Annotated in this window: 19 protein-coding genes; 5 read left to right on the plus strand and 14 right to left on the minus strand. The window is 74.1% G+C overall.

Features of this window, described 5'->3' with window-relative positions; translation table 11 throughout:
* Positions 1-89: 89 nt before the first annotated feature.
* Positions 90-689: a MarR family winged helix-turn-helix transcriptional regulator gene (locus ACLJTM_RS09980; protein ID WP_411103083.1), complete on the minus strand. Its 600-nt coding sequence runs from the start codon at positions 687-689 to the stop codon at positions 90-92.
* Positions 690-1,120: 431 nt separating this feature from the next.
* On the opposite strand from ACLJTM_RS09980, the gene ACLJTM_RS09985 reads away from it, so the two are divergent.
* From ACLJTM_RS09985 to ACLJTM_RS09995, 3 genes are all read left to right on the plus strand, one after another.
* Positions 1,121-1,243, plus strand: coding sequence for a hypothetical protein (locus ACLJTM_RS09985; RefSeq protein ID WP_411103084.1), 123 nt, complete (start codon positions 1,121-1,123; stop codon positions 1,241-1,243).
* A 206-nt stretch (positions 1,244-1,449) separates the two neighbouring features.
* Complete coding sequence (locus tag ACLJTM_RS09990; protein WP_411103085.1) at positions 1,450-3,126, plus strand: PP2C family protein-serine/threonine phosphatase; 1,677 nt, start codon at positions 1,450-1,452, stop codon at positions 3,124-3,126.
* 119 nt (positions 3,127-3,245) lie between these two features.
* Positions 3,246-3,626: an STAS domain-containing protein gene (locus ACLJTM_RS09995; RefSeq protein WP_411103086.1), complete on the plus strand. Its 381-nt coding sequence runs from the start codon at positions 3,246-3,248 to the stop codon at positions 3,624-3,626.
* A gap of 105 nt (positions 3,627-3,731) precedes the next feature.
* Here ACLJTM_RS09995 and ACLJTM_RS10000 read toward each other — a convergent pair whose 3' ends face one another.
* The 3 genes from ACLJTM_RS10000 to ACLJTM_RS10010 form a co-directional block, all read right to left on the minus strand.
* Positions 3,732-3,947, minus strand: a complete 216-nt coding sequence (locus ACLJTM_RS10000; RefSeq protein WP_411103087.1) for a hypothetical protein — start codon at positions 3,945-3,947, stop codon at positions 3,732-3,734.
* A gap of 202 nt (positions 3,948-4,149) precedes the next feature.
* Positions 4,150-4,890 (minus strand): SAM-dependent methyltransferase, encoded by a 741-nt coding sequence (locus ACLJTM_RS10005; protein WP_411103088.1) that lies wholly within the window; start codon positions 4,888-4,890, stop codon positions 4,150-4,152.
* A gap of 72 nt (positions 4,891-4,962) precedes the next feature.
* Positions 4,963-5,190: a hypothetical protein gene (locus tag ACLJTM_RS10010; protein WP_411103089.1), complete on the minus strand. Its 228-nt coding sequence runs from the start codon at positions 5,188-5,190 to the stop codon at positions 4,963-4,965.
* A 228-nt stretch (positions 5,191-5,418) separates the two neighbouring features.
* On the opposite strand from ACLJTM_RS10010, the gene ACLJTM_RS10015 reads away from it, so the two are divergent.
* Positions 5,419-6,213, plus strand: coding sequence for an SDR family NAD(P)-dependent oxidoreductase (locus ACLJTM_RS10015; protein ID WP_411103090.1), 795 nt, complete (start codon positions 5,419-5,421; stop codon positions 6,211-6,213).
* Positions 6,214-6,233: 20 nt separating this feature from the next.
* Here ACLJTM_RS10015 and ACLJTM_RS10020 read toward each other — a convergent pair whose 3' ends face one another.
* The 8 genes from ACLJTM_RS10020 to ACLJTM_RS10055 all read right to left on the minus strand — a co-directional run bounded on the left by ACLJTM_RS10020 (position 6,234) and on the right by ACLJTM_RS10055 (position 12,293).
* Positions 6,234-6,821, minus strand: coding sequence for a DJ-1/PfpI family protein (locus ACLJTM_RS10020; protein ID WP_411103091.1), 588 nt, complete (start codon positions 6,819-6,821; stop codon positions 6,234-6,236).
* A 181-nt stretch (positions 6,822-7,002) separates the two neighbouring features.
* Positions 7,003-7,536, minus strand: a complete 534-nt coding sequence (locus ACLJTM_RS10025; protein WP_411103092.1) for a hypothetical protein — start codon at positions 7,534-7,536, stop codon at positions 7,003-7,005.
* Position 7,537: 1 nt separating this feature from the next.
* Positions 7,538-8,080: a hypothetical protein gene (locus tag ACLJTM_RS10030; protein WP_411103093.1), complete on the minus strand. Its 543-nt coding sequence runs from the start codon at positions 8,078-8,080 to the stop codon at positions 7,538-7,540.
* A gap of 114 nt (positions 8,081-8,194) precedes the next feature.
* The gene (locus ACLJTM_RS10035; protein ID WP_411103094.1) at positions 8,195-8,554 is read right to left on the minus strand and encodes an STAS domain-containing protein; all 360 of its coding nucleotides are present in this window, start codon (positions 8,552-8,554) and stop codon (positions 8,195-8,197) included.
* Position 8,555: 1 nt separating this feature from the next.
* A complete protein-coding gene (locus tag ACLJTM_RS10040; protein WP_411103295.1) occupies positions 8,556-9,818 on the minus strand; it encodes a SpoIIE family protein phosphatase in 1,263 nt (420 codons plus the stop codon).
* Positions 9,818-10,627 (minus strand): alpha/beta fold hydrolase, encoded by an 810-nt coding sequence (locus tag ACLJTM_RS10045; RefSeq protein WP_411103095.1) that lies wholly within the window; start codon positions 10,625-10,627, stop codon positions 9,818-9,820. The genes ACLJTM_RS10040 and ACLJTM_RS10045 overlap by 1 nt, the downstream gene beginning before the upstream one ends.
* 617 nt (positions 10,628-11,244) lie before the next feature.
* Positions 11,245-11,463, minus strand: a complete 219-nt coding sequence (locus ACLJTM_RS10050) for a hypothetical protein (RefSeq protein ID WP_411103096.1) — start codon at positions 11,461-11,463, stop codon at positions 11,245-11,247.
* Positions 11,464-11,573: 110 nt separating this feature from the next.
* Positions 11,574-12,293, minus strand: a complete 720-nt coding sequence (locus ACLJTM_RS10055) for a GNAT family N-acetyltransferase (protein WP_411103097.1) — start codon at positions 12,291-12,293, stop codon at positions 11,574-11,576.
* Positions 12,294-12,549: 256 nt separating this feature from the next.
* Between ACLJTM_RS10055 and ACLJTM_RS10060 the strand changes: the two genes are divergently transcribed.
* The gene (locus tag ACLJTM_RS10060; RefSeq protein WP_411103098.1) at positions 12,550-13,290 is read left to right on the plus strand and encodes an SDR family NAD(P)-dependent oxidoreductase; all 741 of its coding nucleotides are present in this window, start codon (positions 12,550-12,552) and stop codon (positions 13,288-13,290) included.
* 307 nt (positions 13,291-13,597) lie between these two features.
* Here the strand turns inward: ACLJTM_RS10060 and ACLJTM_RS10065 are convergent, their stop codons facing one another.
* A complete protein-coding gene (locus ACLJTM_RS10065) occupies positions 13,598-13,870 on the minus strand; it encodes a hypothetical protein (protein WP_411103099.1) in 273 nt (90 codons plus the stop codon).
* A gap of 100 nt (positions 13,871-13,970) precedes the next feature.
* A complete protein-coding gene (locus ACLJTM_RS10070) occupies positions 13,971-14,333 on the minus strand; it encodes a hypothetical protein (protein WP_411103100.1) in 363 nt (120 codons plus the stop codon).
* Positions 14,334-14,346 lie beyond the last annotated feature (13 nt).

Raw genomic sequence — 14,346 nt, forward strand, 5'->3', positions numbered from 1 at the left:
AGAGTGATCATTTGCCGTTAGGCAATGTTTTAACAAGTCAATTACCCTGCCCCCCGGCACCAGCGCCTCCAGCCGGCCGCTCGCAGCCGTCAGGCGCTGTCGGATAGCCGGGCCGGCACCTGCGCAGGCACCGGCGGCAGGGCCGCGCCACAGGGCTGCACGGCGCCTCCGGTGGAGCCTGCCGCGCCGCCTTCCACACTGGCGTCGGTACGGCGCACGGACGCCGGCACGGCGGCGTGGAGGCCGGCCGCAGCGTCCTGGAACGCGGACAGGCCCTGCACCAGCGCCTCCACCGCCGCAGGCTCCATCCGTTCGAGCACGGCGGCCATCTCGCGCACCCGGATGCCGCGCTGGGCCGCCACCAGCCTGCGCCCGCCCGCGGTCAGCCGCAGTTCCAGCTCGCGGCGGCTGCTGGGGCTGGGGGAGCGGGTCAGCAGGCCGATCGCCTCCAGCCGGTCGCACAGCCGGGTCACCGAGGGCGGCCGGGACCCCAGCACACGGCCGAGGGTCCGCAGATTGATGCCCTCCGCATTCTCCACGACGAGCAGCGCCCGCATCTGGGAGGGGGACACGGCGGGCGCCGGGGCGTCCTGGCCCCGGGCACGCAGGACCTCGAGGAGCTCCGCCGCGGCGCTGACGGCCGCGGACGGTTCCTCGGGTGCGCCGGGTCGACTGCCAGGGCGGGACATGGTGCCCACTGTGCCACCGGCGGGTGCGCGGTGTCGCCCCCGGGTCGGCAGGAACCGCGGGACCCGCCCCGGTACGGAGCCGTACGGGGCCCGGGCGCCCCAGCCCCCGGGAGAAGCGCCCGGCCCCGCGGTCGCCCCGGCTGCTGCCCGTACGCGTCCGGCTGACGGCCGTGCCAGTCGAGGCACCCGACCACGGCGTCGTCCGATCCTGGATCCGGCCCCGGTGCCGTGACCCTGCGCACCCTCGGCCGGCTGCCCGGCGCGGCCCCGCCGTCGGTGACCCGGCCGCGCGACCGCCTCCAGGCCGTCGGAGTCCTGGCGCGCCGACCCCGGGCGGACGACCGCCGCGAGACGCGCCTGGAGTCGACCCCTGCCGGACGGACCTCCCTCGAACGGCTGCGGGCTCCCGCGAAACGGTGCTCACGGAGGCGATGGCAGCCATGCCGCCGCTCTCCCGGGCCGCCCTCACCGTGGGCCTTGCCGACGTCTGCGCGGCGGTCGCGGAACCGCTCAGGCTGCCTCCCGCCGACGCCCTGGTGAGCCGCAGCGCCTGACCCGGCCGCACCCGGACCGAACTCCCGGCGGGCGCACGCCTGTACGGGCCGTCGCGAGGAGGGGTGAGGAAGGCGCCGGACGCCGGAGGCGGGATTGCGTCGGCAGCGCCGGATGGGGGATGGTTGCCGAGGGGAAACTGTCCGCCCGCCCGCCGGTCCGTCCGCATGAGGAAGAGGTGAGGGGCCCGCGCTGCGAGTCCTTGTCTATGGCCAGTCCCCCCGGGCGATCCGCCCCGACGAGCCGTACCGTCACAGGACTTGCGTGCGCCGTTGCCCCCTGCCCCGTCCTCGTCGTCGATGCGTACGGAGCCCTGTCCCTGGTCAACCGGGCCGCGACGCTGCTCTTCCCCGCGGCGCACATCGGCGCCGAGCTGAGTGACGCGGTGCCCCGGTGGGTCACCACCGCCCACCGGCGCCTCACGACCGGGGCGGGCAGGCGGACCCCCGCCTTCGGCCAGGCCCTGGCGCCTGCCGACGGGCCCGTGGGCGACCGCAGTTTCGCGGCGCACCCGACCTGCCTCGACGACGGCGACGTCGCCTGGTGGTTCGTCGACGACACCGAACGCCGCACCGCCGCCGACGCGCTGGCCCTGGAGCGGCACAGGACCGAGTTCCTGGGCCGGGCCTCGAACGCCCTGCTGTCTTCGCTGAACGTCGACCGCTGCATGGCCGTCACCGCCCAGCTCGCAGCCGAACACCTCGCCGACGGCGCCCTGGTGATCGGTCCTCCCTCGGGGCGGACCCACCCGGTGGTCTTCTGCGCCCGGGGAGGGGAGCCCGAGGCCACCCGGCTGGACTTCGACGCCTCCCTGCTGCCCGGCCTCGCCGAAGCCCTCCAGGGCTTCCCGCCGGAGCCCTCCCGCTGGGTCGACCCGGCGGCGGCGCCGCCCTGGGCGGTTCCGGACGGATTCGGCTCCGTGGGTTCCCTGGCGGTCACCCCGCTCCCCGGCCCCGGGCTGCCCGCCGGCGCCCTCGTCCTGCTGCGCCATGGCGAGAAGGCCGCGTTCGACGAGAACGAGGAAGTGTTCGCCCGGCTGTTCGCGGCGCGTGCCGGCGCCGCCATGTCCGCCGCACGCCTGTACGCCGAGCAGACCTCCATCACCGAAACCCTCATGCGGGACCTGCTGCCGCCCGTGCTCCGCCAGATCGACGGAATCGAGTTCGCCGGCGGCTACCGGCCGTCCGGTGAAGGCGACCGGATCGGCGGCGACTTCTACGACGTCCACCCCTGCCCCGACGAGACCGACGGCGGGGAGTCCTTCGTCGTCCTCGGGGACGTCTGCGGCAAAGGCCTGGACGCCGCCGTGCTCACCGGCAAGATCCGCAACACCCTCCAGGCCCTCCTGCCCATGGCGCCCGACCACCAGCGCACGCTCCGGCTCCTCAACGGGGCCCTGCTCAACTCCCATCACGCGCGCTTCGCCACCCTGGTCCTCGCCTCGGCGGCCCGCCACGACGGCAAGGTCCGCCTCCGGCTGACCAGTGCCGGCCACCCGCGGCCCCTGATCGTCCGCGTCGACGGCCGGGTGGACGAGGTGCAGACGCGCGGAACGCTCGTCGGCGCACTGCCCGAGATCCAGGCCGTCACCGTGGGCGCCGAACTCGCCGCCGGCGAGACCTGCGTGCTCTTCACCGACGGTTTCACCGAGGCCAAGGGAGGACCCCTCGGGGGAGAGATGTTCGGCGAGGCACGGCTGAAGCAGGCTCTGGCCGCCTGCGCGGGCATGGCCGCGGAAGCGGTCGTGGAACGCCTGCAGATGCACGCCGCCCAGTGGATCGGCGGCGGCCGCCACGACGACATGGCCGTCGTCGCCATCACCGCGCCGCGCACCAACCACCTCAGCGCGGTCGGGGGACACGGCCCCGGGCGGTACACGGCATGACCCGTCCGCGTCCTTTCACCGGCGGCAGCGGCCGGGCCGCGCCGGAGCCGTCCTGACGGTCCGCCCCGGCCCGAGCGCCGACCACCCCGCCCCGATCCCCTCCGCCCGGAAGCGCAGCCATGACCAGCCCCCCGCCCCCGCCGTTGCTCCTGACGCCGTTCCCTCCCGACGCGAACGACCTGCGCATCGCCCTCGAAGGGGACCTCGACCACACGACCTGCGCGCTCCTGTCGGCCCTGGTCGACCGGCAGCTGGCCGCGCACCCTGGCCTGCGGAACCTCCGGCTGGACTGCACACGGCTGCTCGTGTGCGACTCGATGGGTCTGTCCGCGCTGCTGATGGTCCGACGACGGACGAGCGCGGCGGGCGTCCGTCTGTATCTCGACGGCCGGCAGGCGGCGTTGGAGCGGCTGCTCATCCGCACCGGCACCCTGGAGCACCTCACCGGGCCCCCCGCCACAGACATCCACCGCAGCCGACTGGGCTCTGAGGGCCGCTGACGGGTCAGGGCAGGGAACGGGCAGGGAAAAGGCCCCGGACCCGAAGGTCCGGGGCCGCCCCGAGGTCATGCCCGCCCCGGCGTCGACCGCCCGCGGCGCAGCCGGTCACTCCGGCGTGCGGTGGCTGTCCGCCGTGCGCTGCCGGGGCAGGTTCCGCAGGCGGCGCGAACTGCGCGGTGCGGAGCCGCCCTTGGCGGCGCCGGTGCGGCGGTGCCGGGCAGCGCCGTGGTCGGATGCGGTGCGTCCCGCCGGAGGGGCGAGTGCGAGTGCGGTGATCATCGCCACCACCATGCTGAGGATGAGCACGGTACCCATAGACATGTGTCCCGCCTTTCATCGTTTCCTCAAGGGCCTTTAGCTACCCAGTGTTACCAGTTTCCGCATTCCTAAACACATGGCGTCACGCGTGAAGGATGGCAGAGGGCGGCCCAGTTCCCCGGGGGCGCGGACAACTCCCCACCTTGAGGCGTTCCTGACGGCGCGGCGGATCCGGCGGCGCCCCCGCAGGATCCACGGCGCGCCGCTACCGCCCGGAGGTCCGCCGCAGTACCAGGCAGACGAAACCGAAGCTGTCGCGGTAGGTGCGCAGCCACTCCTCGCGGCGGACGGCGGCGAGGGCCAGGGCCTCGGAGCTGTCGGGGTCCTCGGGATGGTCCAGGGCCCAGCCTGCCAGCGACCCCCAGCACGCCCACTCGTACGCGTCCAGCTCGCGGCGGCTGCTGATGTGGCCGTGGACGGGCGTCCAGCCGTCGGCGGCCACCCGGTCCAGGGTGGTGTCCAGGTCCTCGAACTCGCCGAGGATCGCCACGGCCTCCGGCGAAGGGTCCTTCTCCCAGAAGCCGTCACCGATCAGGACGTGCCCGCCGGGGGCGAGGTGCCTGCGCGCCGCCCCCAGGGTGGGCAGCAGACCCCCGAAGGCATGGGCGGCGCCCACGCTGAGGATCAGGTCGAACGGATGCGGGGAGGCGAAGGCGGCGGCCTCCTGGCGGTGGAGGGTCAGGCGGTCCTGGACACCCAGGCGGGCCGCGGCTTCGCGGGCCCGGACCAGGGCGTCCTCGGAGATGTCCACGCCCTCGGCGCGCAGCCCGGGGTCGGCGGCCAGGGCGCGCAGGAGCCACTCGCCCTCGCCGCAGCCGAGGTCGAGCACGCGGGCGTCGCGCCGGGCCGTACCGCGTTCGAGCAACTCCCGTACCGCAGCGTCGTCGAGGGGGGCCTTCACGGGGTGTCGGGCATGGGCGATGTGGGACATGCGTTCACGGTTCATCGACGCAGCCTGCCACTGCCGTCGCAGGCCCGCAGCTGCATTTCTGCGCCCCGGCGGACCGGCTCCGGCAGGTCAGATGATGTGGATGCGCTCCAGGGAGCCTTCGGTGTCACGGATCATCAGATCGTGTCCCTTGGCGCGCTCCTGCTCGACGAACCCGAGAAGCAGCACCGCCCGGTTGATCACATCGGCCTTGCTGACGCCGGACGCGGCGACCAGCTCGGCGATCGCGGTGACCGCGGGCGGGCACAGGGTCACGGAGTAGCGCTCACTGTCGGGGTGGGACGGGAGCTGGTCCACAGGATGCCTCTCTCGGTTTCATGGCGACCGTCGTCATCGGATCTGCACCACAAGTGCACCATGCGGGGGGCTTGGACGCACCTGCCTTTTCGCTCGGGTCCGATGCGGGATGTCCACCGGCGGTTGCCGAGGTGCTCTTCAGAGGTGCTAAACCGGTGGAAATCGGGAAGTCGGAGGGAAGACGTCCCACTCTCACGGCCGCCCAACGGCAGAAGGCAGGCAGACAGCGTGCTCATCGACCTCTCGGGGAAGACCGCCCTGGTCACCGGCTCCACCCAGGGCATCGGCGCCGCGATCGCGGCCGGACTGGCGGCGGCCGGCGCACGGGTGGCCGTCAACGGCCGCGGCAAGGAGTCCGTCGACGCGGCGGTGGCCCGGCTCGGCAAGGGCGGGAGCGGCGGCGCGTTCCTCGCCGCGCCCGGCGACGTCGCGACGGACGAGGGCGCCGAAGCCGTCTTCGCCGCGGTGCCGGACGTCGACATCCTCGTCAACAACCTCGGCGTCTTCGGCTCGCGGCCGGCCCTGGAGATCGGCGACGCCGAATGGCGCCGCTACTTCGACACGAACGTGCTCACGGCCGTGCGGATGATCCGCCACTACCTGCCCGGCATGACCGGGCGCTCCTGGGGCCGCATCCAGAACATCGCCAGCGACTCCGCCGTGGCGATCCCGGCGGAAATGATCCACTACGGCATGTCCAAGACCGCCCTCCTCGCGGTGTCCCGCGGATTCGCGAAGGAGGCGGCCGGGACGGGCGTCACGGTGAACTCGGTCATCGCCGGGCCCACGCACACCGGCGGCGTGGAGGACTTCGTCTACGAACTGGTCGACCGGGACCTGCCCTGGGACGAGGCGCAGCGCGCCTTCATGCGCGAGCACCGGCCCCAGTCGCTGCTCCAGCGGCTGATCGAGCCCGAGGAGATCGCCCACATGGTGGTGTACCTCAGCTCGCCCTTCGCCTCGGCGACCACCGGCGGGGCCGTGCGCGTCGACGGCGGGTACGTCGACTCGATCCTGCCGTAGCCGAGCAGCGGGCGCGCCCGTCAGAACGGCGGCTGCGGATCGTACTGGATGCCGCGGCGGACCTGGCGTGCGCGTTCGGGGGAGCCCAGCCGGCCGACCAGGTGCAGGGCCATGTCGATGCCGGCCGAGATGCCCGCCGAGGTGATGATGGCCCCGTCGTCGACGAACCGCTCGTCCTCGCGCACGTCCACCGTCGGATCGAGTTCCCTGAGCAGGTCCAAGGAGGCCCAGTGCGTCGTCGCCGGACGGCCGCGCAGCAGCCCTGCGGCGGCGAATACCAGGGAGCCCGTGCACACGGCGGCCATCAGCGGGACGGTCCGGCGCTGCCGGCGGACCCACTCCAGGTGCCCGGCGTCCCGGAGCTGCGGACGGGTGCCCCTGCCGCCCGGGTGCACCAGGACCTCCGGCGCCGGCAGGCCGGCGAAGGACCGGTGGGCCTGCACGGTGAGTCCCTTGGCGCAGGTCACGGGTCCACCGTCGGCCGAGATGCAGGACACGGCCCAACCGTCGTCGGGACATGTCCGGGTCCAGAAGGACAGGACCTCCCAGGGGCCCACGGCGTCCAGTTCCTCGACGCCGGGGAACAGCAGGATCCCGATCTGGCGCACCTCTCCAGCATCACCCCCCTGCACGCTCCCGCCACCCCGGCGGGGCCTGAGGGGGCAAGAGGAGCGGCCACCACGGCCGGACGGCGCCTGGGGCCCGCCGGCCCGCAGGCCGGCGGGCCCCAGGCGCCGCCGTCGTACCAGGGGTCCCGAACGGGACCGCTGCACCGATCCGGTCGACCGATCAGGTCTTGAGCAGCCGGTTGAAGAACGACCGGTACTGCTGCAGTGCGAGCCGCAGGTCCTCCGTGGGAACCTGCTCACCGCGGTCCCACTGGCCCTCCAGGCCCTGCTTGCGGGTCGAGAAGGTACTGGCAAGGGTCTGCATCAGGTCCGCCACGAGGGAGTCGGCCGACTTCACCGCGTCCTTCGGGTCGTCGACGAAGCGGCCCTGGATCTCGCTCCACTTCTTGCGGTACTCCTCCGCCTCACCGGTACCGAGCAGGGGCTCCGCGTCATCGCTGTCCGGGCGCGCGGCAGGCGTCTGCGCTTCCGGCGCCCCACCGTTCCGGTCGGCGTCCCCGTACGCGTCCGTATCTGTGCCGCCCGCGGCGGCAGTACCGGTCCGGTCCCCGTCCCCGTAGGCGTCCGTGTCCCTGGTGGCCTCACCCGGGTACACGGCTGCGCTGCGCTCCTCCGAGGCACCCGGGTGGGCGAGGTCCTCGGTGGTCAGGTCCGGCCGGCGTGCCGAGTCGTCCCGGTCGTCGTGGATGCTCATGTCATCGGCTCCTCTGGTCGGTCAGCAGCTCTTCGAAGAGGGCGCGGTAGTGGACCATCGCACCTCGGAGCTCCTCCGTGGTGGCGTGACCGTCGCCACTGCGCATCTTGACGTCATGGGCGGCGCGGTAGTGCTCCAGCGTGCGCCCGTGCTCGACCGAGAGGTCGCGCAGCTGCCCGTGGAAGTCGTCGGTCGGGTAGCCGCGTTCCTGCATCAGGCGGGACACCAGGCCGTCGGCCTCGGCGACGGAGCCCTCCGGCCGGTCCACGAAGTGCTCCTGGACCCGGCTCCACTCCTCGGTGTACTCCTGCCGGCGCTCGGCGGGCAGTTCCTTGATGTCGAGCTCGTCGTGCCGCTGCTCGCGGGCCCGCAGGTCGCGCTCCGCGGCCCGCCTCCCGCCCTTCTCCTCGACCGTGCGCTCGTACTCGGGGCCGAACTGGGTGCGCAAGTGCCGTCGTCGCGCCAGCATCGACAGCAACGCAGTGAGTGCGAGCACCACGACAACGGCCACGACGAGCACGGCTATGAGCGTGCCTGTGGACATGTCCCGCCTCCGTTCCGGTGCCTTTTCGGCGTGTGCTGCGCGGCTGCCCGCGCAGCCGCCCGACAAACCCGGAGCGGGGCGCGCCGGCGCCGCGGCGCCGGCGGGGAAGTGCGGTCAGCCGGCGGGCGGCGTCCAGGCCGACTCGGCTGCCTGCGCCGTGGGGAAGGTGGGGAAGACCTGCTCCAGGCCGACGATACGGAAGATCCGGCTGACCCGCTCGGGCACGGCGGCCAGGATCACGGCCCCCTCGGCCGCCAGGGCGTGGTTGCGGGCGGCGATCAGGACGGTGATGCCACTGGAGTCGCAGAAGGTGACTCCGCCGAGGTCCACGACGATCTGCTGGCCCGCGCCGAGGACGAGGCCGGGCAGCAGGGCGCGGACCTCCGGCGCGGTGTGGTGGTCCAGCTCCCCCGCCAGCTCCACGACCGGACCGGCGGCGGTGGTGCGGGTGCGGATGGTCAGCGGATGCGTCACGTCAGCCCTTCACGGGGGGTCGGGGCACGGTGAGGGCGAGGACGGCGGTGTCGTCGTCCACCCCGGTGCCGAAGGAGTCGAGCAGGTCGCGGATCGCACCGACTAGACCCTCCGCGGTGGCGGGCGACAGGCCCTCGGCGAACTCCAGGAGGGCCTCGTCGCCGTAGCGGCCGCCCGCAGCCGCGGAATGCGCCTCGGTCAGGCCGTCCGTGTGCAGCAGCAGGGTGTCCCCGGGGGCGAGGAGGACGGACACCGTGGCGATGTGGGCGTCCGGGAGGACACCGATGAGCTGGCCGCCGGGGGTGTGCAGAGACGAGACGCTGCCGTCGGCGCTCAGCAGCAGGGCCGGCGGGTGCCCGCCGCTGGCCAGCGTGACCCGGAAGCCGCCCTCGTCCCCGTCGGGGGTGAGCAGCCCGAAGACGACGGTGCAGAACCGCGGGTCGTGGCCGTTGTACTCGTGGTTCAGGACCGTGTTCAGGTTGCCGAGGACCGCGGCCGGATCCGGGTCGTAGACCGCCGCGGCGCGCAGCGTGTAGCGGGCCAGGGAGGTGACCGCCGCGGCGGCCGCGCCCTTGCCGCACACGTCGCCGAGGAAGAACCCCCACGTGCCGGCGGCCAGGGGGAACAGGTCGTAGAAGTCGCCGCCGACCTCGTCGACGGAGGCGACGTGGTAGTACGCGGCCACGTCCAGGCCGGGCACGTTCGCCAGGGCGGGCGGCAGCAAGGTCTTCTGCAGGGTGGCGTTGAGCCGCTTGAGGCGTTCGCGTTCCCGCTCCGATTCCTGGCGGGCCCGCAGCAGTTCCGTCTCGTAGGCACGGCGGTCGCGGGCGTCGAAGACGGTGGTGCGGATCAGCAGGGACTCCCCGTCGCTGCCGGTCCGGACGGTGGAGGTCACCAGCACCGGCAGCCGGCTGCCGTCGGCGGCCTTCAGCTCCAGGGCGATCCCGCTGATCTCGCCCTGCATGCGCAGCAGCGGTGCGAAATGGGTCTCGTGGTAGAGCCGGCCGCCGACCGTCAGGAGGTCGGAGAAGGTCCGGCGGCCCACCAGGTCGCCGCGCGCATAGCCCAGCCAGTTCAGCAGCGTCGTGTTGATCTTCGCGATCGTGCCGTCGAGGAGGGTGGACAGGTAGCCGCACGGCGCGTGCTCGTACAGGTCCTCCGCGCTGTCCTCCAGCAGCGCCGAGAAGACCGCCTGGTCGTCGTCCCCGGGACGGTCGCCGGACGCGGAGCCCCCGCCGCACCCGCCGCCGTCCGTCGTGCACATCATCCGGCGGCACCGGCGAACGCCGCGATCGCGGCGGCCGTCTCCTCGGGTGCCGCCAGCTGGGGGCAGTGCCCGGTCGCCTTCAGGGTGACCAGCCGGCTCCCGGGAATCATGGACTGCACGAAGGGGCCCACCTCGGGCGGCGCGATCGCGTCGCTGGAACACTGCGCGACCAGCACGGGGACGGTGACCTTCGCCAGGTCCCGCCGGTTGTCCGAGAGGAACGTGACGCGGGCGAAGACCCGGGCGATGTCCGGATCGGTGCGGCAGAAGCTGTTGGTCAGCTCCTCGCCCAGCTCCGGGCGCTCCGCATTGCCCATGATCACCGGGGCCATGGCCCCCGACCAGCCCAGATAGTTCGCGTCCAGGGACTCCAGCAGCTCGTCGATGTCCTCGGCGCTGAAGCCGCCCCGGTAGCCGGACTCCGGGTCGTCGATGAAGCACGGCGAGGGCGCGAGCAGCACCAGTCCGGCGAACGCCTCGGGCTCCCGGGCCGCGGCGAGCACGCCCATCATGGCGCTGACCGAGTGCCCCACGAACACCACGGGCCCCAGCGCCACCTCGCGGCAGATCTCCAGGACGTCCTCGACATAGCCGTCCATCGTGGAGTAGCGCTGCTCACTCCACGACGACAGGTCGGAACGCCCCGCTCCCACGTGGTCGAAGAGCACCACGGTGAAATCGCGCTCCAGTACCGGCACGACCAGCCGCCACATGTTCTGGTCGCAGCCGAACCCGTGCGCCAGCATCAGCACCGGCCCGCCGCGCTTGCCGGACACCGTCACGTGGTTCTTTTTCAGGACGTCCATACGTCCATCCTCGCAGAAGGCTCCTCGATGCCGGGCCGCTTGCACCCGGGCGCGGCGCCCTCGGGGGCAAAGGGCTGCGCCGCAGGTCGGCCACGGTTTCGCGGCCGGTCCACCGCTCCGGATGTGACGCCGATTCACAGAGACTGAGCAGCCCGGGGTTTGAGCGCCGCCCGCCGGGACACACGCGTCGGAGGCGGGTCCTGCGGAGCACGGAGCGCAGGGAGAATCCGCTGCAGGCCCCGGCCGTGTGCCGCGCCGCCGTTCCGGCGCCGAACGGCCGAGGGCCCTGGCACGACCGGAATGCCGCACGGGATCCGCGCGGCAGCCGGGCCCCTCCGTACCCGGCCGTCCCCGGCCGGGGGCGGGGGCGGGCCCGGTACGCCCCCGGCGACGGCGCTCGGACCGCCGACCCCGGGCAGCGGACCCGTCGGCGTCTCCGGCGCCCCCCGGCTGCCCCGCCTCCGGGCGGCCGGCAGCCGCAGCCCCGGCCGCCCGGACGACCTGCTGGACGAACCCCCGGCGGACGATCATCCCCGGCAGGCGAGCAGGCCCGGCAGGCGAGCCCTTTGGCACCGCCCGGTCGGCGAGACCACGGAGTCGTCTCCTCGGACCGGGCCTCAACCGCGCTGCCCGGCCGCGTACGGGCGGGGGGCCGCATGCCGGCGGCGGGCCCGGTGCGGGGTGTGCCGTACCGCCGGGGCCGCCCCGGGGGGCCGGGCGGTGGCGGGCCGCGGCGACTCCGGCTCCGCACGGGGTCCGAGCAGCACCTCCTCGTACCGGCCGAGCGCCAGGACGGCGCCCAGCAGTGCGGGCAGGAGCAGCAACACGGCGAGCATGGCGTTCCCTTCGGCAGGCCTTCCCCCTCCGCGTGCCCCCGACGGGCCGCGACACGCCGCACCGGCGGGCGGGCCGGCGGGCCGACGGGCCGGCTCGGCCGGGAACCCCGTCAGCCGCCGTGCGCTGTGTGCGGGGAGTGCGGGCCGTCCGGGCCCGGCGCAGACGGCCCGCCAGGTGCGCCGTCGCTGTCGGAGCGGGGTGGGCGCCACATCGCCCACAGGACGGGCCCGCCGCCGGGAAGGCGGATCTCGCCGGTGACGCGGAAGCCGAGCCCCGCGTAGAACGGGATGTTGGTTTCCTTGCTGGACTCCAGATAGGCAGGCTGCGCCAGCCGGTCGCAGTGGGCCAGCTGCTGCCGGACGAGGGCCGAGCCCACCCCCGCCCCCTGGGCCGCCGGTTCGGTCCCCAGGGTCGGCAGGTACCAGTGCGGCGTCGGCGGATGCGCCTGGTGCAGGGTGTCCTCCACCTCGGACGCCCGGCCCAGCCCCCGGAGGCCGAAAATGCGCACATAGTGCGGCAGGGCCGCCGCCTCCTGCACCGCCGAGGTCTTCCAGTGGCCGGGCCCCGACCAGAGGGCCGCCCCCAGCAGCCGCCCCTCCCGGGTCGCGGCCACCCGGACACCGCCGGCCCGGGGCCGCTGCTGGCGCTGGAGCAGCGCGAAGAAGCGGGCGATCCTGCGCTGCCCCTCACCGGGGTCGGGGATCATCCACGTCATGACCGGGTCGTCGGCGAAGGCGCGGGCCAAGAGGGCGGCGACCGCCCCCGACTCGGCCGGGCGCGCGCACCGGATCCCGTAACCGGCGCTCGGCCGCACTGTGCGTGTGCTCATCGCGCCACGGTAGGCAGGGGCGGCACACCGCCCCGCCGACCGCGGCAGGACACGCCGGGCGGGGGCCGGACGGCGGGACCGGACGGGTTCCGGACGCCGGGACCAACGGCCCTCCGGCCGGGGACCTCGTCCCCCGCGGGGCCCGGCCGGCCCGGGGAAGGGGCCGGGTACGGACCCGTACGCACGTACCGGGCCGGAACCGCCCCGCTCCGTCGCCGTCACCCGGGGCGGACCGACCCCCAGGAAACGAGGCCCCATGCTGCTCGCCGGTAAGACCGCCGTCGTCACCGGAGCCAAGGGCGGGCTCGGGCTCGCCATCGCCGAACGGTTCGTGCGCGAAGGAGCCCACGTCGTCATGTCGGACGTCGTGGACGCGCGCGAGGAGGCGGAGGCGGCCGGCGCGTACCACCTGCGCGCCGACGTGACCGACGAGGCCGAGGTGAAGGCGCTCATCGCGGCCGTCGAGGCCCGGCACGGCGGCGTGGACATCCTCGTCAACAATGCCGGGACCGAGTTCGCCAGGACGATCCTCGACACCACCGTCGAGGAATGGGACCGCACGATGGCCGTCAACCTGCGCGGCGTGTTCCTCTGCTCCAAGCACGCCGTCGCACCCATGGCCGCGCGGGGCAGCGGGGTCATCGTCAACGTCGCCTCGGAACTCGGCCTGGTCGGGGACGCCGGCGTGGCGGCGTACTGCGCATCCAAGGGCGGGGTCGTCCAGCTGACGAGGGCCACGGCCGTCGACCACGCGAAGGACGGCATCCGCATCAACGCCCTGTGCCCGGGGCCGGTCGCCACCCGGCTGCTCGACGACGTCTTCCGCGACGCCCCCGACCCCGAGGCCATGCGCCGGGACGTCGAGTCCCGCACGCTGCTCGGCCGGCTGGGGGAGCCGCACGAGATCGCGGCGGCCGCCCTCTTCCTCGCCTCGGAGATGTCCTCCAACCTGACCGGCACCACACTCGTGGCCGACGGCGGCTGGACGGCCCGCTGAACGACCGCCCTGCCCGGGGAGCCAGGCGTGCGCCCGCGGCAGGTACATCGGGACGACGGCGGCGGCCGCCGGCAGGTCGGGTACGGCGTTGAGGGCGTACGACCACACGGGCTCCACCCCGTCGCCTCCCGCGCATGCGCTGACCGGTGGCCGCGCCGCCGGGGCGCACAAGCCGCGGGGGCCTGGGGTTCAGCGTCCCGTCGAGCCGGGCTCCGGGGCCGGCACCAGGGCTCGGGAACGCCAGGGCGAAGCGGCGGTGCCCGGTGGTGTGCACGCGCTGGTGGACCAGCCGCCGCATGGATGCGCGTTAGTCCGCGCCCTGCGGCACCTCCCCGTGCCGGAGCCGGTCGTCCAGCGAGGCCCACTCCCCGGCGGTGGCGCCGGCCGCCCGCTGCTCCTGGCGCCGCCGGGCCAGAAGCAGGCCCCCGCCCACGGCCGCCCCGGTCAGCCGCACCACTACCTCGGCGGGGGACCGGCCGGGACTGATCACCAGGATCACCGCCGCGGCCAGGGCCGCCGACAGCAGGGCCCGGGCCCGGGCCCACAGGTACCCGGCGAGCCACCCGTCCACCGAGCTCATCCGTCGTAACTACCGTGCCTGACAACGGCATTGCGCATCGGCGCCCCGGGACCGCCGCCGTATGCCGGGCGCCCGGGCGGACGGAGCCCGGCGGCGGTCGTCAGGAAGTGCGCTTCAACGTCCAGGTGTTGGGGTTGAAGCTGGGGACGGCGGAGTAGCGGCAGCCGCTGGAGTAGTAGCTGCTGGTGATGGTCCAGCCGGCCGGCGGCCAGGTGGAGGCGCAGGCGTTCACCTGGGTGCCCACCGGGTATCCGGTGAGGTCCTTCATCTGCTTGGTGTTGGGGGTGAAGGTGGAGCCGCAGGCGCCGCTGTTCCACCACTGGACGTCGACCCAGCCGGCCGGAGTGAGGCTGCTGGAACAGGAGTTCAGCGTGTCGCCGGGAGCGGCGCCGGCCGGGGTCGCGGCGAGGGCGAAAGCGGTGCAGGCCATGGTGGCGAGGGCTGCGAGACGGGTGCGGATCACGGGAGGTCCTCCT

Source organism: Streptomyces sp. cmx-4-9, assembly GCF_046548835.1.
In the GTDB taxonomy this organism is placed as follows: Bacteria; Actinomycetota; Actinomycetes; order Streptomycetales; family Streptomycetaceae; genus Streptomyces.